Annotated in this window: 19 protein-coding genes; 6 read left to right on the top strand and 13 right to left on the bottom strand. The window is 38.5% G+C overall.

Annotated features, from left to right (window positions below; all coding sequences use genetic code 11):
• Positions 1-158: 158 nt before the first annotated feature.
• Both AC1M9C_RS14475 and AC1M9C_RS14470 read right to left on the bottom strand, forming a co-directional pair.
• Positions 159-725, bottom strand: coding sequence for a peptidylprolyl isomerase (locus tag AC1M9C_RS14475; protein WP_481588046.1), 567 nt, complete (start codon positions 723-725; stop codon positions 159-161).
• A gap of 165 nt (positions 726-890) precedes the next feature.
• Positions 891-1961, bottom strand: a complete 1071-nt coding sequence (locus AC1M9C_RS14470) for an alpha/beta hydrolase (protein ID WP_481588070.1) — start codon at positions 1959-1961, stop codon at positions 891-893.
• A 199-nt stretch (positions 1962-2160) separates the two neighbouring features.
• On the opposite strand from AC1M9C_RS14470, the gene AC1M9C_RS14465 reads away from it, so the two are divergent.
• Positions 2161-2613, top strand: a complete 453-nt coding sequence (locus AC1M9C_RS14465; protein ID WP_092768671.1) for a cell envelope integrity TolA family protein — start codon at positions 2161-2163, stop codon at positions 2611-2613.
• Positions 2614-2807: 194 nt separating this feature from the next.
• On the opposite strand, the gene AC1M9C_RS14460 is transcribed toward AC1M9C_RS14465, so the two are convergent.
• Positions 2808-3059: a hypothetical protein gene (locus AC1M9C_RS14460; protein ID WP_035269475.1), complete on the bottom strand. Its 252-nt coding sequence runs from the start codon at positions 3057-3059 to the stop codon at positions 2808-2810.
• Between the two features lie 707 nt (positions 3060-3766).
• Between AC1M9C_RS14460 and grpE the strand changes: the two genes are divergently transcribed.
• Together grpE and dnaK are read left to right on the top strand one after the other, a co-directional pair.
• Positions 3767-4339 (top strand): nucleotide exchange factor GrpE, encoded by a 573-nt coding sequence (gene grpE / locus AC1M9C_RS14455; RefSeq protein WP_257219952.1) that lies wholly within the window; start codon positions 3767-3769, stop codon positions 4337-4339.
• A 118-nt stretch (positions 4340-4457) separates the two neighbouring features.
• Positions 4458-6404: a molecular chaperone DnaK gene (dnaK, locus tag AC1M9C_RS14450; protein ID WP_035269467.1), complete on the top strand. Its 1947-nt coding sequence runs from the start codon at positions 4458-4460 to the stop codon at positions 6402-6404.
• A gap of 72 nt (positions 6405-6476) precedes the next feature.
• Here dnaK and AC1M9C_RS14445 read toward each other — a convergent pair whose 3' ends face one another.
• The 3 genes from AC1M9C_RS14445 to tyrS form a co-directional block, all read right to left on the bottom strand.
• On the bottom strand, positions 6477-7199 hold the full coding sequence (locus tag AC1M9C_RS14445; protein ID WP_481953941.1) for an SDR family oxidoreductase: 723 nt from the start codon (positions 7197-7199) through the stop codon (positions 6477-6479).
• Between the two features lie 184 nt (positions 7200-7383).
• Positions 7384-9321 (bottom strand): ATP-binding cassette domain-containing protein, encoded by a 1938-nt coding sequence (locus AC1M9C_RS14440; RefSeq protein WP_481953940.1) that lies wholly within the window; start codon positions 9319-9321, stop codon positions 7384-7386.
• Positions 9322-9472: 151 nt separating this feature from the next.
• Positions 9473-10705: a tyrosine--tRNA ligase gene (gene tyrS / locus AC1M9C_RS14435; RefSeq protein WP_171076798.1), complete on the bottom strand. Its 1233-nt coding sequence runs from the start codon at positions 10703-10705 to the stop codon at positions 9473-9475.
• 63 nt (positions 10706-10768) lie between these two features.
• Here tyrS and AC1M9C_RS14430 point away from each other — a divergent pair, with 63 nt between their 5' ends.
• The gene (locus tag AC1M9C_RS14430) at positions 10769-11896 is read left to right on the top strand and encodes an anhydro-N-acetylmuramic acid kinase (protein WP_481588052.1); all 1128 of its coding nucleotides are present in this window, start codon (positions 10769-10771) and stop codon (positions 11894-11896) included.
• Positions 11897-11943: 47 nt separating this feature from the next.
• Here AC1M9C_RS14430 and AC1M9C_RS14425 read toward each other — a convergent pair whose 3' ends face one another.
• Positions 11944-12246: a monooxygenase gene (locus tag AC1M9C_RS14425; RefSeq protein ID WP_481588053.1), complete on the bottom strand. Its 303-nt coding sequence runs from the start codon at positions 12244-12246 to the stop codon at positions 11944-11946.
• 11 nt (positions 12247-12257) lie between these two features.
• A complete protein-coding gene (locus AC1M9C_RS14420; protein WP_481588054.1) occupies positions 12258-12992 on the bottom strand; it encodes a DsbA family protein in 735 nt (244 codons plus the stop codon).
• Between the two features lie 117 nt (positions 12993-13109).
• On the opposite strand from AC1M9C_RS14420, the gene AC1M9C_RS14415 reads away from it, so the two are divergent.
• On the top strand, positions 13110-14024 hold the full coding sequence (locus AC1M9C_RS14415; RefSeq protein WP_481608236.1) for a LysR family transcriptional regulator: 915 nt from the start codon (positions 13110-13112) through the stop codon (positions 14022-14024).
• Positions 14025-14131: 107 nt separating this feature from the next.
• A complete protein-coding gene (locus AC1M9C_RS14410; protein WP_481589589.1) occupies positions 14132-14977 on the top strand; it encodes an alpha/beta fold hydrolase in 846 nt (281 codons plus the stop codon).
• 37 nt (positions 14978-15014) lie between these two features.
• Here the strand turns inward: AC1M9C_RS14410 and erpA are convergent, their stop codons facing one another.
• The 5 genes from erpA to recF form a co-directional block, all read right to left on the bottom strand.
• On the bottom strand, positions 15015-15350 hold the full coding sequence (gene erpA, locus AC1M9C_RS14405; protein WP_035268624.1) for an iron-sulfur cluster insertion protein ErpA: 336 nt from the start codon (positions 15348-15350) through the stop codon (positions 15015-15017).
• A 143-nt stretch (positions 15351-15493) separates the two neighbouring features.
• Positions 15494-16498: a putative solute-binding protein gene (locus AC1M9C_RS14400; RefSeq protein ID WP_035268621.1), complete on the bottom strand. Its 1005-nt coding sequence runs from the start codon at positions 16496-16498 to the stop codon at positions 15494-15496.
• Between the two features lie 287 nt (positions 16499-16785).
• Positions 16786-17793: a putative solute-binding protein gene (locus AC1M9C_RS14395; RefSeq protein WP_481953939.1), complete on the bottom strand. Its 1008-nt coding sequence runs from the start codon at positions 17791-17793 to the stop codon at positions 16786-16788.
• 307 nt (positions 17794-18100) lie between these two features.
• Entirely contained in the window at positions 18101-20569 is a 2469-nt protein-coding gene (gene gyrB / locus AC1M9C_RS14390) for a DNA topoisomerase (ATP-hydrolyzing) subunit B (RefSeq protein ID WP_035268615.1), read from the bottom strand.
• Positions 20570-20624: 55 nt separating this feature from the next.
• Positions 20625-21707, bottom strand: coding sequence for a DNA replication/repair protein RecF (recF, locus tag AC1M9C_RS14385; protein ID WP_035268612.1), 1083 nt, complete (start codon positions 21705-21707; stop codon positions 20625-20627).
• Between the last annotated feature and the right edge of the window lie 13 nt (positions 21708-21720).

Genomic DNA, 21720 nt, shown 5'->3' with positions numbered 1-21720 from the left:
GAGCATTTCGAAATCATTGCAAGTGCTTTTAACCCCATGTTTTAATGAGTGTTCTATTTTTATGCACCATTATGATTCATTAATAATCACATTTACACTTAACCCTATAATATTGAAGCAAAAATATTAATTTAATATTTCTGCTTTTTTTTTAATCACTATTTCGCTTTTGAAGGTTTTATATTCACACTTAAAATTTTAATAGGATTTTTTGGCACATCTTGATACATACCAAATCTACCAGTAGGCACTTTTGCAATTTTATCGACAACATCCATGCCCTTAGTTACCTGACCAAACACAGCATAACCAGGATTCATTGGCGCTTTATTTAGAAAATCATTATCCGCAATATTGATAAAAAATTGGCTTGTTGCTGAATCAGGCTGGTTTGTACGTGCCATGGCTAAAGTGCCACGGTTATTCTTTAAGCCATTATAAGACTCGTTCTTGATTGGAGGTCGATTCGCTTTTTCTTTCATCGATACATCTAATCCTCCACCTTGGATCATGAACCCTGGAATAACCCGATGGAAAATTGTGCCGTTATAAAAATTAGCTTTCGCATAAGTTTCAAAGTTCTTTGCTGAAATCGGAGCTTTATCATTAAACAACTCGATTTCGATATCTCCTGCTGATGTTTTGATTTGCATATGCGTATTTGCTGCCAAAGACAAAGTACTCATCGCCGCAACAGAAGCACCTAACATCATTTTTTTTAACATACGCTATCCTCTTATTGATGTTTTATCTTATCTATTATTCACGAATCAATCGCCAGAAAAGATTCAATTTTTTGTTAAGCATCAAAGTATTTTTATTCGATTGCTGTATATAAAGAAAAAATCCTGAGTTTCGTTTGAAACTCAGGATTTGAAAGTAAGCATCTATTAACTATTTTTATCCCAAAATTTTCTAAACTCTTTACTCATTTCAATCAACAACTTTTTAGAACGCCCTGAGACTAGCGTTAGATTAATAAATCCGTGTGTTTGATCTTCAAAATCTTGATACAACACTTTAGTGCCATTTTGACGTAATTTGTGGGCGTAAATTTTGCCTTCATCATGCAATACATCATGTCCCGCTGTAACAACATAAGCTGGTGCCAATTTTTTTAGATTGCCGTATGTTGGGGAGATTAGTGGATTATCCAAAGCAACTTTATGTCTTGTCGCGTAGTATTCTGTCACATAGTCAATATCGCTGTTGGTTAATACTAAACCATCTTTATACGCAAAGAATGATGGATGACGACTTTTGAAATCAACCGCAGGATATATTAAAAATTGAGCTTGAGGCGCATAACTAGCATTCAATGCACGTTGAGCAACGACAGCACTAATATTACCGCCAGCACTATCTCCTGCCACAGCAATACGGTTTTTTAAGATTTTAAAGTGACGGCGATTTTGATATACCCATGCCAATGCATCTTCACATGATTGAATCAATGATTGTGGAGAAACTTCTGGCGCTAAAGGATAATCAATACTGATCACTTGTACTTTTGCATAATTCGCAATGATTCGGCACGCTTCATCATGTGTATTCACACTTCCGACAACAAACCCACCACCATGATAAAACACAATCATTGGTAATTTTTTATTCGGGGCAGGATGATAATGTCTGGCAAATACAGTACCACTTTGTAGAGGAAGACGAATATCTTCTACATATTGAACATGAGATGATTTATGTGTGATGGATTGGATTTGATTTTCAAATTCTTTTCTTGATTTATCAATATCAGCGCCAATAAAGCCTGATTTTCCTTGTTTCAACTGTGCAGCCATCAAGCATTTTGTAAAGCTATCGAGTTGAGGATAGTCATAGGGATAGCCAAGTAACTTCACTAGAGATTCTTGAACGATCTTTGGGAGTCGATCTAATGCACGTCCTGCAGAACCCTGACCATTTTCAAGTAATTGTTGTATTTTTTGATTCACGATTCCGATCCTTTTAAAAATCCGTATTCTTCATATTTTCTACACGATCAGCCATTTCATGACTATTTTGTTAACTAAGTCTACTGATCAATATACAAACTTCAATCCCATTTACGCTAATCTGACTATAGCAGTCTTGTCATTGACTATTTAATCCAACATCAGGAATTTTTTGGTTGTCCTGATTCAACATATAAAGGTGAAAGCTATGGCAATAAAAGTAATGATAATGTCATTGGCCACAGCAGTTCTTGCAGTCGGTTGTGTGGCCTTCCCTGACGATGGCCCTTATTATAATGGTAATTATGACCATCGTTATGATCGTGATTATGATCGCAACTATGACCGTCAACGTTGGGAGAGAGAACGCGCACAACGTTTACATCAACAGCGCCTTGAACAAGAAAAGCGCAAACGTGAATATGAACGTCAACGCCAACAACGTGAATTAGCAGATCGACGTAATAAAGAGCGTGCTGAGCATGATCGTCGTAAACAGATTGAACAACGTCAAAAGGAAATTTTAAAACAACGTCAAGCTGAACGTAATCGTTGGAATCAAGATAATCGTAAAAAAGCGATTGAAGAACAACGTAAGCGCTTAGAACAGGATCGCAAGAAGCGAGAACAGGAACGTCAACATGATCGCCGAGATCGTTAAGCTTTCTTGGACTCAAGACAATTGATTTAAAGTTACCTCACAAACCTAACATTCACATTTGAATGTTAGGTTTTTTTAAGTGCTGTAATTCTAAAAATAGACAGTAAAGGCATCCTATTTACTCTCTATTCTCTGCTTTTTCATAAAATTTAATCCATTATAAGCAGTTTAAATGAATTAAAATTCATTGCATTTTACTCAACAACTTGAGGGGCTTCTGCACCTTCAGCTGGGACAGCTTGAATCGGTTCAGCAGACTCTACACTTGGGTCAGCTTGTACAGCCACACCATTTTGGGTATCCATTTCAGTAGTTGCCGCTTGCGCTATTGAAGCATCTGTTTGTGTGGTCGCTTGAGCAGTTTCAGCAGATTGGTTTGAAGTACAACCTACAGTAGCAAAACCAATAGCTGCAAATGCCAGAGAAATGAGACCTAATTTTTTCATTGTTTAATTCCTTACTTGAAACATTCAAAGTCAGAGTTAACTTTGAAGGCTTATCATTCCTGACTTTTTTATTTCATGCGTCAGTTCTTGGTTCAAGTTTCGATGACTTCAGGTTGAACTTATGAAAAAAGTGTAAAGAAAATGCAATTCAACTTTTATAGTTGAATACATATCCTAAGCCATTTGTTTAGTTTATTTTTTTGTGCAAATGTAGTTAGATATAAGCCCTTTTTGAATGTGACTGAATCACAGTGTGGCTACACGTTATATCGGTTGCTTAACATTATTACTCAGATCTCGACAAGCAAAAAAAAACTCATCCAAGGAGGTTGGATGAGCTATTAAAAAGCAAAAACAAAATAAATAGAAACTACAGCGTTAGTATCTGGTTAAAGATAATACAGATTTGATTCTTTAAAAGGAAAGACTTGTTTTATCTGAATCTATATATTTTATATATAAAATATACACTAAATCATATTTTTATAATCTTTCTTCAGTTCATCTCCTCTTCTTATTCTAGACTTTAGATTTCTCTAAATGGATCGAAAAATTTTCATTCCTTGTTGTAAAGATGAATTTAGTAGAAATAAACATCGTTTAAGCTTGAATTATTTATAGTCGCCCACATTACCTTTGTATTGATGAATTACACACGCATGGCAGTTCAGATTAACGCAGTTAACACTGATGCCAAAGGACTGTACATGTTTAAAAACCCATTTAAGCGGAGATCTTCCATGGCAAATGAGCAAAACGAACAAACTCAGGACGTTCAAACGGAACAAACTGAACAGCAAGTTGAAAATCAACAAGCTGAAGTTGAAGTTTCTGTAGAAGACCTTCAAGCGCAAATCGCAACGCTGACTGAAAACTTAAAATATGAAAAAGCAGTTGCTGCAAATGCGAAGTATGAAGCAGAAAAAACCAAAGAACGTTTAGAGCGTGAAGCGGATACTGCGAAAAAATTTGCTTTAGAGAAATTTGCAAAAGAATTATTGGATTCAGTTGACAACCTTGAACGTGCAATTGCTGCTGCAGGTGATGAAAAAACGCCTTTATCAGAAGGTGTAGAACTCACACTGAAGTCATTATTAGCAACATTAGAAAAATTTGGTGTTGTGGCAGTTGACACTGAAAATGGTTTTAATGCTGATTTGCATCAAGCAGTAGGTATTGCTCCAGATGCAAAAGCGGGTGAGATTGGTACGGTACTTCAAAAAGGTTACACCCTTTCTGGACGTTTACTTCGTCCTGCAATGGTCATGGTAGGCCAATAAGTCAAGAAATACGGGAGTTTGTAAAAATTTTTTAAGTTTTTAACTTGAAAAATAATGAATGGCTCTCATATCGGATAACAAGTGAAAGATCACAACAAAATTTTCGAGGAACACATCAATGGCTAAAATTATTGGTATTGACTTAGGTACTACAAACTCATGTGTTGCAGTACTTGAAGGCGATAAAGTTAAAGTAATCGACAACGCTGAAGGCGCTCGTACAACTCCGTCTATTATTGCGTATAAAGATGGCGAGATCCTTGTTGGTCAATCAGCTAAACGTCAAGCGGTAACAAACCCGAAAAATACATTATTTGCGATCAAACGTTTGATTGGTCGTCGTTACGAAGATCAAGCAGTTCAAAAAGATATTGGTCTTGTACCTTACAAAATCATCAAAGCTGACAATGGCGATGCTTGGGTTGATGTAAACGACAAGAAACTAGCACCGCAACAAATCTCTGCAGAAGTTCTTAAGAAAATGAAGAAAACTGCGGAAGATTACTTAGGTGAAACAGTTACTGAAGCGGTAGTTACTGTTCCTGCATACTTCAACGATGCTCAACGTCAAGCAACGAAAGATGCTGGTAAAATTGCTGGTTTAGATGTTAAACGTATCATCAACGAACCAACAGCTGCAGCGCTTGCGTTCGGTATGGATAAGAAAGAAGGCGATCGTAAAATCGCGGTTTACGACTTAGGTGGTGGTACTTTCGACGTATCAATCATTGAAATCGCTGACCTTGATGGCGACCAACAAATCGAAGTGTTGTCTACAAATGGTGACACATTCCTAGGTGGTGAAGACTTTGATAACGCGTTAATCGACTTCTTGGTTGAAGAATTCAAGAAAGAACAAAATGTAAACTTGAAAAACGATCCTCTTGCACTTCAACGTTTAAAAGAAGCTGCTGAAAAAGCGAAGATTGAATTATCTTCTTCTAATGCAACTGAAATTAACCTTCCGTATATCACGGCTGATGCGACTGGTCCTAAACACTTAGTGATCAACGTAACACGTGCAAAATTAGAAGGTTTAGTTGCTGACCTAGTTGCACGTACAATTGAGCCTTGTCGTATTGCGCTTAAAGATGCAGGTTTATCAACTTCTGATATCTCTGACGTAATCTTGGTTGGTGGTCAATCTCGTATGCCACTTGTACAACAAAAAGTACAAGAGTTCTTCGGTAAAGAGCCACGTAAAGACGTGAACCCTGACGAAGCTGTAGCAATGGGTGCTGCGATCCAAGGTGCTGTGCTTTCAGGTGATAAGAACGACGTTCTATTACTTGACGTTACACCATTGACACTTGGTATTGAAACAATGGGTGGCGTGTTAACTCCAATTATCGAGAAAAACACAACAATCCCTGCGAAAAAATCACAAGTGTTCTCTACAGCTGCTGATAACCAGCCTGCAGTAGACATTTCGGTTTACCAAGGTGAACGTAAAATGGCTCAACAAAACAAATTGTTGGGTAACTTCCAATTGGGCGATATCCCACCTGCTCCACGTGGTGTGCCGCAAATTGAAGTATCGTTCGACATCAACGCTGATGGTATCTTGAAAGTATCTGCGAAAGACAAGAGCACTGGTAAAGAGCAATCAATTCAAATTAAAGCAAACTCAGGTTTGAGCGATGCTGAAATTGAAGCGATGATCAAAGATGCTGAAGCGAATGCTGAAGAAGATCGTAAGTTTGAAGAACTTGCTAAAGCGCGTAACGAAGCTGATGCATTAGTTTCTTCTGCTCAAAAAGCAGTAAAAGACCTTGGCGAACAAGTAACTGCTGATGAAAAAACTGCGGTTGAAACTGCTGTTTCAGAACTTGAAGCTGCAACAAAAGAAAATGATGTTGACGCGATCAAAGCGAAGACCGAAGCACTTCAAAACATCATCATGCCGATCACTCAACGTGCTTATGAAGCTGCGCAGGGTGCTCAAGGTGGTGCGCAAGGTTTTGATCCAAATGCATTCCAAGGTGATGCTGCTGGTCAACAACAAAAAGCGGACGATGGCGTTGTAGATGCTGAGTTCACTGAAGTTAAAGATGACAAAAAATAATTTGTCGCTTTAAATAAAAGACCGCGCGAAAGCGCGGTTTTTTATTTACATCTTTGAATTTTTAAATGATTATCAGATATTTGTATCTTGCATTGCAGGCATCATAATTTCTTTCACACAAGATGCTCTAGACGTATTAAGCACAAACTGAACGGCAGCAACTACATCAGACACAGGAATTAAAGATTCGTCTGTTTCTTCTAGGACAGATTCTATTGTTGTATCTAGATCAAAATCAGGTGCTAAATATCCAAGATTTAACACCGTAACGCCTATTCGATCCTTTCGTATCAACTCTCTTAAGGCATGGGAAATTCCACGTAATGCAAATTTGGTAGCTGAAAACACTATTTCTTTTCCATTGTGATTGTCTAAACCCCATGTTGAACCAATGAGGATCACTTTGGCATGATCTGATTTCTTTAAATTTTCCAAAATGGATTGTATAGATAAAATACAACTGGTGATATTTGTATTGATGATCGTTTGAATTTCTAATGCTGAGATTGATGAAAAATCATAGTCATGCGTAAAAGCATCTTGCTCCCAAACACCTACATTATGAATAAATACATCTAATGCTTTATCTCCAATTACGTCTTTAATTTTCTTGCATGCTTGGACAGGATAAGCTAAATCAGTTTGAATCCACTCAATCTGGCGTGGTAGTTGTGGGGTTGAGCGTGATATTCCATAGATTAAATCATCATCATTTGGAACTAAAGTAGCTAACGCTTTTCCTAGACCATAACTGATGCCATGAATTAAAAAAGTTTTATTGATCGATGATGGCACTGTCGTTTTTCCAATTTTGTTATTAGATTTCTTATGATCAAATCTCAAGTTAGCTTGAGGTCAAGTTAAATTAAAAACACAAATAAAATAGAAAAATTCAAATAACAGTTTTTATGACGATGACCAAAATAACCTGCCTATTTTAATAAAAAAGCCCAATCTACATTGGGCTTTTTATCACGAATTACTCATCAAACGAACTTTCTAACTCTTCAAGTTCCATCATCAGTTCAAGCATTTTTTCTTCTGCTTGTGCTAATTTTCCTTTAAGCTCAGTTTGTTCATTCATCAATTTTAAAAGATCATCTTTCCGAGATGCATCATAAAGTGATGCATCTCCTAAAGCATCCTCAATTTGACCTAAACGTGGTTGGATTTTCGCAATCTCAGCTTCCAATTTTTCAATATTTTTACGAATTGGGCGGCTCATTTCACGGCGACGCGCAGCTTCTTTACGCTGTGCTTCTTTATCTACTTTAGAAACTACAGGCTTATCGATCACTTGAGATTTTACTGGCTCAGGTGCTTGCTGCCCTTGCTTCATCAACTCTGCACGTGCTTGACGTAACCAGTCTGCATAAGCGACCAGATCACCTTCAAACTCACGACATTTACCGTTATGCACTAGGAGTAATTCATCACAGACACTTGCAATCAATTGGCGTTCATGTGAGACCAACACCACTGCCCCTTCAAAGTCTTGTAGTGCCATGGTTAATGCATGACGCATATCCAAGTCTAAATGGTTGGTCGGTTCATCTAAAATTAAAACATTTGGACGCTGCCAGACAATCAAAGCCAATGCTAAACGTGCACGCTCACCCCCTGAGAAGCTTTCACACGGCGTATCCATACGCTCACCAGAGAAACCAAAACTCCCTAAGAATGCCCGTAAAGTCGCTTCACTAATCTTCTTATCTGCAATACGAGATAACTGCAACATTGGACTCGCATTACCATCTAATGCATCCATTTGATGTTGGGCGAAATAACCAATATTGAGGAGTTCAGATGCTTTTCGTTGACCTTGAATTAAAGGTAAATCACCCACCAATGATTTAATTAATGTGGATTTACCCGCTCCATTCATCCCCAATAAACCAATACGGCTGGTTGGCGTGATTTGTAGTTTCACATTGGTCACAATCAGTTTGTCACCATAACCAATATCAGCACTATCCAGTTGTAACAACGGAGAACTCATTTTGGTTGGCTCACGGAAGCTAAAGGTAAAAGGCGTATCGACATGCGCAGCAGAAAGCTCTTGCATTCGTTCAAGCTGTTTAATACGACTTTGTGCCTGTTTCGCTTTGGTTGCCTTAGCTTTAAAACGATCAATATATTTTTGCAGATGTGCACGTAGCTCGAGCTGTTTCTCATAGGCTTGTTGTTGCTGAGCTAAACGTTCACTTCGGGTACGTTCAAATGTTGAATAGTTGCCGGTATAAAGCGTTAATTCTTGGTTTTCGATATGCAAAATATGGTCGGTAATGGCATCCAAGAAATCACGGTCATGCGAAATCAGTACCAATGTGCCTTCATATGCTTTTAACCAATCTTCTAACCATAAAATAGCGTCTAAATCTAAATGGTTCGTCGGTTCATCAAGTAAGAGTAAATCTGAACGACTCATCAAAGTACGTGCAAGATTTAAACGCATACGCCATCCACCAGAGAAACTTTTTACACTAAGTTCTGACTGATGTTCAAAGAAGCCTAGCCCAGCCATCAGTTGTGATGCTTTAGACGGCGCTGAGTAGCCACTAATTTCATCAAAACGACCATATAGATTTGCCAAATCTTGATCAGATAATCCCTCAGGATGCTCAAGTTTGTGTTGGATATCCCAATACTCTTCATCACCGGATAGAACGAAATCAATCGCTTTCATATCCAGCGCTTTAATCTCTTGCGCCATATGCGCCACTGTCCAAACCGATGGTCGTGTTAATGAGCCACCATCTGATTCCATGCCTCCAAGTAATGCTGAAAACAACGTCGATTTTCCTGCACCATTGACACCTGTTAAACCAATCTTCCAACCAGAGTGAAGTTGCATAGACGCTTTTTCAAATAAAATGCGACCGCCGCGGCGAATGGTAAGTTGGTCTAACTGAATCATAGATATTCAAACAAATAAGTATTGGATGGCGCATTTTAATGGATTTCAACCAGAACAACCAAAAATTAATCCATCTTTCATCTTCATTTCATTCTTGACATAAACAAGCCATCACTCAGGATGGCTTTTGAATCATTCAAAACTTAACGATTTAGTCAGTAAAAGTTACTTTAGCAATGGCCTTTTTACCTGCTTGAACAATCACTGTTTTGTTTTCGTTAATTGAGAATGATGCATCCACCACTTCCCAATCAACTTTTACGGCTCCACGTGAAACAGCATCTTTGGCTTGCGCTGCATTTTTGGTTAAGCCCGCTGCACGAACAATAGAAGCAATAAACATTTCACCACCGAATTCACCACGTGAAATCGTCACTTCTGGCGTTCCTTCAGGAAGCTCACCTTCTGTGATGATATTCCCTGCACCTTTATGTGCATTCGCAGCAGCTTCGCTTCCATGGAAACGTTCCACTAACTCGAGCGCTAAGATACGTTTAATTTCTTGAGGGTTACGACCTTCAGCCATTTCTTTCAATAAGCCTTCGATCTCTTCCATTGACTTGAAGCTCAGCAGTTCGAAATATCGCTCAATTAAGCTGTCTGGCATCGAAAGTACTTTTTGGTACATCGCACCAGGTGCATCGAATACACCAATGTAGTTACCTAAAGATTTAGACATTTTGTTGACGCCATCTAAACCTTCAAGAATTGGTACAGTGATACACACTTGTGGCTCTTGATTATAACGACCTTGTAAAGTACGCCCCATCAGCAAGTTAAAGGTCTGATCCGTACCACCTAACTCAACATCTGCCTCGAGCGCGATAGAGTCATAGCCTTGCACCAATGGATATAAAAACTCGTGAATCGCAATCGGCTGTTGGTTGTTATAGCGTTTAGTAAAGTCATCACGTTCAAGCATACGTGCAACCGTTTGCTGTGAAGCCAATTGAATCAGGTCAGCAGCAGTTTTTTGAGCAAACCATTCTGAGTTAAACACCACCTTAGTTTTATTTGGATCAAGAATTTTGAACACTTGTTCCTGATAGGTTTTCGCGTTTTCTAAGACTTGCTCACGTGACAATGGTGGACGAGTTGCACTTTTACCTGTTGGGTCACCAATCATCGCAGTGTAATCACCAATCAAGAAGAATACTTCATGACCTAAGTCTTGAAACACTTTAAGCTTGTTAATTAATACCGTATGACCTAAGTGTAAGTCTGGTGCTGTAGGATCAAAACCCGCCTTAATTTTCAAAGGACGATTCAATTTTAATTTCTTCAGAAGATCTTCTTCTGAAATAATTTCATGTGTGCCTCGTTGAATGAGGGCAAGTTGTTCTTCAGCAGGCAGGAAATTTGACATCACAAAACCCAAATACATCTGTTGTTCAATTTGTGCGATATACTAACACTTTTTCAGCACAATGCAGGCTTAAGAATAATCATGACCACAATCTACATTGGTGTAATGACTGGCACGAGTATGGACGGCGTCGATTTTGTAGCCGCTTCTTTTGATCCATTACAGATCCATGCAACGCTGACATTAGCCTTTGATCCAGATTTACGTGATGAACTGATGGCACTTACTTTGCCAGACGATAATGAAATTGACCGCATGGGTAAAGCTGATGTCGCTTTAGCACAGATGATCGGTCATGGAATCAACCAACTTATACAAGAAAATAATCTCGATAGAACTCAAATAAAAGCCATTGGATCTCATGGTCAAACGATTCGTCATCGTCCCGAACATGGATTTACCCTTCAAATTGGTGATCCCAACATTATTACTGAAATCACTCAAATTCCTGTGGTATCAGATTTTAGACGCCGTGATATGGCTGCTGGTGGTCAAGGTGCTCCTCTAGTGCCAGCATTCCATCAAGCCTTATTTCAGCATCCGACGATACACCGTGTGATCTTAAATCTCGGTGGAATTGCCAATGTCAGTATGTTACCTGCGGGTAATCCTAAAGGCGTATATGGCTTCGATACTGGACCAGCCAATATTTTGATGGATGCTTGGTGTGAACGTTACACAGGTCAGCCTTATGATGAAAATGGCAATTGGGCTGCTTATGGTACGCCTATTCGCGCTTTGCTTGATCGTTTGCAATCACATGACTTTTTCTCCAAAGAACCGCCAAAAAGTACTGGTCGTGAAGACTTTAATTTGGAATGGTTGGATGAACAAATTGCCGATTGGCGTAGCGATGTTGAATACGATGAACTTGAAGATACGCCTGAAAATATTCAAGCAACGCTGATGAAACTCACGACACGTGCCATTAAGAAAGCCATTTATCGCTCCCCTATGGACACAGGTGAAGTTTATGTCTGTGGGGGTGGTGCGTATAACTCACAATTATTAGAACAATTACGTTGGCGTTTACGTAAACATGAGTGGAGTGTTCAAACCACAGCAGATTTGGGATTAGCACCGACTTGGGTGGAGGCGACTGCTTTTGCGTGGTTGGCTATGCGATTTGTAAACCAGCTTGCTGGTAATTTACCTGAAGTGACAGGAGCTCAAGGAGATCGAGTTTTAGGAACGATCACTGCGGTTTAAATGAAGAATCGATGTATCCACTATCCTGAGTTGATACATCGATTAACTTAAACAGGTGCAAAATTCAATTTTGAAAGTGGCGAGTTTACAGCAAAGATTCGATGTCTACATTCAGTAAAGCCATTTTCCCTTAAACGCTGAAGATGCATATTTAGATAGTCCTCTGCATCTGCTTGGCTTTCAAATAAGTAAATTCCACCTGCTTCTTTGGATACTTCATTTTCAGTCCAAATTTTCCAAATCAAGCCTTTCTCATTTGCTATTGAATCCGCGAGTGTTTTGAAACTTTCAAACATTTCATGACCCCAAGGTCCATCATAGGGAAAATCAATTTGTAGAATAATTGCCATTCAACTTTTCCTTATATACGCGCATCTTTGATTAAGTCATCAATAGCTTGTGTTAATTTTTCCAATGCCACATGACCAGAGCCTATGATTTTGACATTGTCTCCATGACGTATCACAAAACTTGGGAACCCTTTTATGCCCCAACTTCGATTAAGCTTGAACTCTTCATAGGTCGCTGTTTGGGTCTCAGGTAATTCAAACAAAGTTGAGAATACGTCGAAATCCAGCTCAAACGTTTCACATATACTTCGATAATATTCAAGCTCGTTCGGATCTTCACCATCCACATAAAATTTATATTGGATTGCTGAAAAAAATGCCAAAAGTTTTTCATCGTGATGATCATGGTCTTGCCAAAGTTGTCGAGCAACGTAAATAGCACGTGCTGAAGGCTCGGTATCATAGTTAAAATGTGCTCTTTCTAACAATTTTTCAGTGAAAGGCTGTTGAGTCAGTCTCTGAATATTTTTCCATTCGGTGCGTAAAAAATTTTTGAAAGTATCGGTCCAAGCATCACCTCCACCAGGTCTTAAACCACCGCTAATCACTTGAAAGCCAACACCATGCTGAATTGCATATTCACGCGCTTGTTTAATGATATTTGAACTTCCCCAACACCATGAGCACATTGGGTCACCCACATAAATCAGGCTGAGGTCAGATGCTACATTGACCACTGCATTTTGGCCTTTTTCCAATTCGGCTACTGAACAAGTACCAGTTTCTAAATCACAATTCATTGTCATTGCTATGTCCTCAATTTGCTAAATCAGATCATTTGCTACATCTGATCGATTGACTTAACTTAGCGGTTCTATAATGATGTGAATAGACAATAAAAATGAAAGGTGGTGTTCGATTTTATGAACAGCTTACCCTACTCAATCGATGACCTATATTGGTTCGTACTGATTGCAGATGCTGGAAGTTTATCTGCGGCAGCAAGACGTTATGATATTGCTAAATCCACGTTATCCAATCGACTTTCAAGACTTGAAGAATCCTTAAATATTAGATTATTAAATCGAAATACTAATTCAAGCTCACTGACTGATGCTGGGAAGATTTTCTTAAAAGAAATCTCCCCCCTATTTCATCAGATTGAATCTCTGACGAATGATCTCACACAATTAGAAATACAACCCAAAGGTCGAATTCGAATAGCTGCTTCGGGAACTTTTGGAAAATTGGTGGTATTGCCTTTAATCTCTCAATTTTTAATTGAATATCCACATATTGATATTGAAATTGATTTGAATGACACTAAAGTTGATTTGATTTCTGGAGGATATGACTTAGCCATCAGACTTGGTGATTTAGCAGACTCTACACTTCATGCTCAAAAGGTTGGTCAAGTTCGAAGAATTTTATGTGCCAGTCCAACCTATCAAATGCATTGTGGCATTCCCGAATACCCTGAGCAACTGTGTGATCATCATTTTATCTCGCATAACCGCGAGCTATCCAAAATTACACTTTTCAAAAATGGTACGATAAAAAAATTTAAAATTTATACCCATTTGATGGTGACACCATCCGAACATGCACTTGCTGCTGTAGAAGCACATTTAGGAATTGCCGCCGTTGCAGAAATCCAAGTGGCCCAACAATTAGTCAACTCAACGTTAATTCATATTTTACCTGAATGGTCTCTAATGCCTGAAGATGTCCACTTGGTTACTCCGAGCTTAAGCTATCGGACCTTAGCTTTGAGACTTTGCTTAACGTTCTTACAAAAACAAATCCCAATACAAATACACCGTTTAATCAACCCATAATATTGTCAGACAATGAACGACCTTCTTTCACCTAGAACTGACCCGTTCAGCCCTAGTTCTATCATCCAAATTTGATAAAGATATGTAAAGGAAAGAGGATATCGATCATGGAAAAACAACAACGAATCACTGAGTTTCAAAAAGGCAATCTTATTTTTGATGTAATAGACAGCGGTCCAATCGATGGCACTCCAATTGTGCTATTACATGGTTTTCCTGAAACATCAAAAATTTGGCAGCATAGTGCCGAAATACTAAACCAACATGGTTTTCGCACCTACGCGTTAAACCAACGTGGATATAGCTTAAGGGCTCAACCAAAGAAACGTGCAGATTATGCCATTCAACATTTAGCAGATGATGTAAATGTTTTACTCGACTTAATTGGAGAGCCTTCATATATCGTAGGACACGACTGGGGCGCAGTCGTTGCTTGGGAAGTTGCTCTACGTTATCCTAATAAAATTAAACATTTGACCGCGATCTCCGTCCCTCACAAAGCAGCATTTATGCGGGCTTTTTACAGCAGTACACAACTTTTTAAATCCTATTATATGGGACTATTTCAGCTTCCATGGATACCTGAGTTGCTCTTTAATAAAACACCTCAAATTGGCGAGGCTTTATTAAAAAATTCTGGAATGACAGTTGAACAATTAAATGACTTTAAACAAGAAATGATTATAGAAAAACGGCTCAGCCCATCACTCAATTGGTATCGAGGTTTACCTTTTAGCTCTAATAAAACGCTATTCAATAAAGTCAAAGTTCCCACTTTATTTATTTGGGGCAAAGATGACGTTGCAATTGATGCTAAAGGTGTTCAGTTCAATCAAAATTATGTTGAAGGTCCGTATACGGAAATTCATTTAGAGGCGAATCATTGGATTCCAGTTCAAAATTATCATGAGCTGACTGATTTAATTCTGAAAGAACAGCAAAAATTATCATAAAAAAAGCCCGCTTAGCGGGCTTTTTTTTTGCTGCATATTAAATTGAGAATGAAGATCCACAACCACATGTCGTTGTCGCATTAGGATTTTGCACGATAAAGCGTGATCCTTCCAAACCTTCGACATAATCAACAACTGAACCAACGAGATATTGATAACTCAGTGAGTCAACAAGCATCTTCACATCACCATTCACAAATTCAGCATCGTCTTCATTTTGAGATTCAGCAAAATTGAATCCGTAAGAAAAACCAGAGCAACCACCACCTGTCACATATACACGTAACATCAAATCTTGATTTCCTTCGCTCTCACGAAGTTGACGAACTTTATTCGCAGCATTGTCAGTCAGCTCAAGTGCTTGGGCAGTCATGATGGATTCCTCAAAAAATTAAATAGGCTTTGAAATTAAAAGACCATATATCAAGTATAACATACTCGATATATGGTCATAACTCGAACTTTAAAGTTTATTCAGAGTAAATTTATCGGATTTAAATGTAACGTCCTATGAACTTATTTGTAGTTCTCATCCTGCAAGCTACATTCAAAGTTTGTCGGTTCATTCTTACAACGGAACTGCCAAAGTAGTTTCATCATTTGTTTGTTGTAAACACCTTGTTTAGTAAGTGCAATACGAGATTCACGCATCAATTTTTGATAACCAGGTTTATCTCCAGCTGGCACATTCATCCAATATTTAGCCGGAATATCCGCTTTCATTTTGCCTAAAATTTGATTCGCACGTGGTAATTGTGTTTTCACCCAATCACGCGATTTCTGTCCGAAACCTTCAGGGAATTTATCATGACGAATGATGATGTTACCGGTCACTTGAAGAATTGGATAATTCACAATTGCACCTTTCGTTCCTAGCCCTTTATGAAGTTCTAAAGGACGGAATACCGCTGCTGGTGCACCAATAATATCAACTTGGCCGTTATTGAATTTACTACCAAAATTAGTGACATCAGAACTCACTGCCTGCGCACCAATTTGCTGTACCATAATTTTTTGTGCCTGATCATAATCAAGTACGGCGATCTTTTTACCCGCAGCTTTAGCAACCGTATTAATACTACGATCACGCACCATTAAATAAGCATCGCCAACAGGAATCACACCTGCAACTTCATAGTTGCCATTTTTCATATGCTTTGCAAAGGTTGGACTTGCTAAACCTTGCATAACTTTGACAGCTAAATTGAGATTAGTAATCGCACCAATGGCATCTAAAGAGCCAGTGAAATTATTAAACTGACGACCGCGCATCCCTGTGATACTTACACCGTCACATTTACCTGCTTTGAAATCTTCAGCAATTACGCCTTCATTTTGTCCGACTTTAAGCTCAATATCAGCTCCCCACTGCTTAGCAGCAAGTTGATAATCTTTCATTAACGCATAGACATCGCCGTTTTTCCCGACGAGATCAAACACGCAGACGACTTGCTTTGCTTGTGAAGCCGTTGCAGCAGTCATTAAACCTGCTGATAGCAATAATGTTTTGGTTAAATTCATTTTATTGTTTCCTATTCCTTCTTTCTTATAGTCTCGAATATCCCATATCAAACACCTTAAACTTCAGTGTCAGTGTGTTGAACTAAAATGAGATTACACGATCCAATTGTGTAGATACTGATCCTGAGATGCTGTATGTATATGGTTTTTAGATACAGATCATTTAAATAGTACTTATTGTGATTAAAGCATACTTTTTTCTTATAAATGTGCATTGGCGAAAATGACATAAAATGAATAAAAAAAATCCTAGACCAGGTCTAGGATTTTTTCTTTAGAAATCAGAATTATTCACCACCAAGAGAACATTCGAAGTTGGATTTATCGACAGAGCAACGTGCTTTCTTAAGAACAGACATCATCTCTTTGTCATAAATACCTTGTTTAGTGAGATCCATACGACCATCACGAAGTAGTTTTTGATATTTCAGCTTTTCTTCAGCTGAGAATTGCATTTTGTACTTAGCAGGAATTTCACCCTCTAAACGCTTGATCATTGCGTAGCTTTTCGGTAAGTTTTTAACAAACCAATCACGTGATTTTTGACCAAACCCTTCAGGGAATTTTTCAGGCTTCATCACAAAGTTTGCTGTAATGTGTACTACAGGGAAATCAAACATTGCCCCTGTATTGCCTAAACCTTTATAAATTTCAAGAGGCTTATAGGCATATGCTGGTGCACCCACCATATCCACTTGACCATTATTGAACTTCGCAACAAAGTTCGAAACATCAGAGCCGACTGCTTGAGCACCGACACGTTGCACCATAATTTTTTGTGCTGGATCATAGCTTAATACTGCGAATTTCTTACCAGCGGCTTTTTCAATAGAATCAATTTTTTTATCACGCACGAAAATATATGCCGCGCCTAGTGGTGCAATACCAGCAATTTCATATTTTTTCCCGCCGAGATTTGTGACCATCTTTGCAGCATTACGTTTGTCTAAAGCAAAAGTAATCGCACGTTGTGCAATTGCATTTGATGGTGCGCCACCTAAAGAGTCAATCGAACCCACAAACTTGTTATATTGACGAGAACGCATCGCTGTTAAGAAAACAGCATCACACTTACCTGCTTTAAAATCATTATCGGCTACAGCCTCATCTTGACGTGGAATCAGATTGATATCTGCACCCCAGCCCTTTGCTGCCAATGCCCATTCTTGAGCCATTTGGAAAGATTCACCAGACTTACCGAGTAAATCAAATACACACACATCAACCTTTGCTTGAGCAGTTGAAACCATACCCATGGTTGAAGCCGCCAATAAAGCCAGAGTTGTTTTTTTCATTCTTAGTTCCTTTTAAGCATTTAAATGGATTCTTTTCCATGACAAAAATTTTAATCACTCTCTATTTAAAAAAATAGAGCTATTGCTCTATTTTTTATTATTCAATTATAAATTATTGAATTTTATAGTTTTAATTATTTATTAATTTCGTAAATGCTTATTTAATTATCTTTATATTTCATATAATAAATAGAATATGTGACTTCAAGCACATCATTTTATTCAAATTAATTACCAAAAAATGACTTAAGATTTTAGATTGATACAAAAAAAGCACTCCTAAGAGTGCTTTTTTTAACTTATAGCATTAAGCATCAATATCTGCATTCAATGCATTCTCTTCAATAAATGCACGACGTGGTTCAACATCATCACCCATGAGACAAGAGAACATGCGATCTGCTTCAATTGCATCATCAATCGTCACTTGAAGCATATTACGATTTTCAGGATCCATCGTGGTTTCCCAAAGCTGCTCTGCATTCATCTCGCCCAAGCCTTTATAGCGTTGGATCATCATGCCACGGCGTGAATCTGCCAATACTTGTTGCCATACTTGATGGAAGTTAGCAACATTGACTTTACGCTCACCTTTTTGCAAATAAGCCCCGTCTTCAAGTAACGTAAACCAACTCTTTGAGTTTTGAAGTAAACGTTTATATTCACCTGAACCCAATAAACCAGCATCTAATAAATAGTGATGAGGAAGGTTGTGTACATACACTGTTAAACGTGGCCAATAATGTGTTTCACGTGAACCATCTGCGAGTTCTTTTTCGAATGCTTCGAGCGTGAATTCAGGTCTTAAGCTTGGCTGTTGTGTTTCAATTGCTTGACGCAATTGCTCAGCCCAAGACGTCACATAAGCTTCATCTTGATTTTGATCTAATTTAAATGCATCTAAACCAAGTAAAGCATCTAACAAAGTTGCAGGATAACGAATCGTTAATCGCTGTAAGCTTTTTTGTGATGTCTGATAATCAGCAATGACTTTTGCAAGCGCTTCACCACGAATCGCAGGTGCGTCAGCACTGATATGTAATGCCAACTCATCAATTGCATTCGAAATTAAATATGTTTCAAGCGCATCATTATCTTTAATATACTGCTCTTGCTTACCTTTCTTTAATTTATAAAGTGGTGGCTGAGCAATATAAATATGACCACGTTCCACTAATTCCGGCATTTGACGGAAGAAGAAAGTTAATAACAGCGTACGAATATGTGAACCATCCACGTCCGCATCGGTCATAATAATAATTTTGTGGTAACGTAATTTGTCTGGATTATATTCTTCACGACCGATACCACAACCTAATGCTGTAATCAGTGTTCCGACTTCAGCAGAAGAAATCATCTTGTCAAAACGAGCACGTTCCACGTTTAAGATTTTACCTTTGAGCGGTAAAATCGCTTGCATTTTACGGTTACGACCTTGTTTCGCTGAACCACCTGCTGAATCACCCTCGACAAGATATAGTTCAGATAAAGCTGGATCTTTTTCTTGGCAGTCCGCCAATTTACCAGGAAGACCTGCTATATCAAGCGCACTCTTACGACGAGTCATTTCACGTGCTTTACGCGCCGCATCGCGTGCACGTGCTGCATCAATAATTTTACCCGCAATTGATTTAGCTGCAGCTGGATTTTCAAGAAGATATTCTGAAAAAGCTTTATTCATTGCTTGTTCAACAGCAGGTTTTACCTCGCTCGATACCAATTTTTCTTTGGTTTGAGAAGAGAATTTTGGATCAGGAACTTTCACTGAAACAATTGCTGTTAAACCTTCACGTGCATCATCACCAGAAACCGCAACCTTCTCTTTTTTGAGTAAGTTTTCGTTTTCCATGTAGTTATTTAGGCCACGAGTTAAAGCAGCTCGGAAACCAGCTAAGTGAGTACCACCATCTTTTTGAGGAATGTTATTGGTAAAGCAACGTACGTTTTCTTGGTACGTATCATTCCATTGCAATGCAACTTCAACACCAATGCCATTATCAGCTTGCGTGGTAAAGTGAAAAATATCGTTAAGATGCGTTTTGCCTTCGTTAATGTATTTAACGAATTCTGATAAACCACCCTCATAATCAAATACATGTTCTAAACCAACACGTTCGTCACGTAGAACAATTCGAACGCCCGCATTTAAAAATGACAGTTCACGTAAACGACGAGCTAAAATATCGACATTGAAAATGGTCTGACTGAATGTTTCAGCACTTGGATAAAAACGTACACGTGTACCCGAACGATCTGTATCGCCCACCACCTTTAAAGGGTATTGAGGGTCACCATGGCGGTATTCTTGTTCATGAATTTTACCAGCACGATGAATTGTGAGTTCCAGTTTACTAGACAAAGCGTTTACAACTGAAACACCCACACCGTGTAAGCCACCAGAAACTTTATAGCTGTTGTCATCAAACTTACCACCCGCATGAAGAATCGTTAAGATCACTTCAGCAGCAGATACACCTTCTTCAGGGTGAATATCTGTGGGAATACCACGACCGTTATCTGCGACAGAAACAGATTCGTCTTCGTGAATGGTAACCAGAATTTCATCACAGTGACCAGCAAGGGCTTCATCAATCGAGTTGTCCACCACTTCAAACACCATATGGTGTAAACCAGTACCATCATCCGTATCACCAATATACATGCCTGGACGCTTACGTACTGCGTCTAAACCACGTAATACCTTGATGCTAGAGGAATCATAAGCCTTTTCAATGGTTTGTTCTGTTTGAGAAGCAGCTTGATCTTCTGAACTCATGGTTACTCCCTAGTGAAAAAAAGGTCTATCCAAAGATGGAGAAAACTTCAAAAAATTATTGCACAACAACTTGAACAGAACCGTTTTCAACATTGAATAATTGATAGGAAATAGACAAATCATGTAAATGCTTTTGTACAGATTCATGGTCTAAAGTGGTAATGAAAACTTGACTACCAAGTTGGCTCAATCGCTCAATTAAACGTTGTTGTGCGGTTATATCTAATTCTGCTGTCACATCATCTAATAATACCACAGTTTCCTTATTAGACGCATGCAACATTGCGATCTGTGACAATTTTAAAGCCATGATTAATAATTTTTTTTGCCCCCGTGACAGTACGGCATCTGCATCTCCTGTTGGGGTTTTTAACTTTAAATCTGCACGGTGTGGACCATATTCTGTATAGCGTCTTTCGCAGTCTTTTTGATGATACAAAATCAAGTCTTCAGCCAAGCCATGTTCCACATGAAAGCCTGCTGCATACTCCATATGGATCTCGATATCTGGTAATAGTGTTTTAAGATCTTGCTGAAAAAATATCTGCCACTGTTCAACAATAGCCTGACGTTGTAAATGTAATATTTCACCGTACTCACTAAGCATTTTGTTCCATGCTTCTAAATCTTGCACCGTCAGATTACGTTTTGATTTTAATAAGCTATTTCGTTGTTTTAATGCTCTAGAATAAAATTGCCATGCATAGTAAAAATCTGGTTCCACGTGAAACATTAACCAATCAAGCAATTGTCGTCTTGGTTTAGCTCCGTGATCAATAATATCTGTACTCAGAGGGTCAATAAGCTGTAATGGTAAAATTTTGGCTAGCTGTCCTTGCGTGGCAATACTATCCCCATTCACTTTAATATTTTGCTCACCTGTAATGAGCTTTTGCATACCAATCTTTTCAGTAGCAGACTGTGCAAATACAATCGCATCCTGCATTTGATTTTGAATGTAATGTTTAGGAATATGTGTACGAAAAGATCGACCAGTGGCCAATAAGTGAATTGCTTCTAATATAGACGTTTTTCCTGAACCATTTTGTCCATAAAAAACATTAAACGGTTGCAACTCTTGGAGTGCAACCGCTTTTAAATTTCTCACACGCTGGATATTTAAACGCGTAATGAACATGACCAGATTAAAC

It is taken from the genome of Acinetobacter sp. 24-47-39 (genome assembly GCF_056783825.1).
This window is presented reverse-complemented; position numbering and strand designations above follow the sequence as displayed.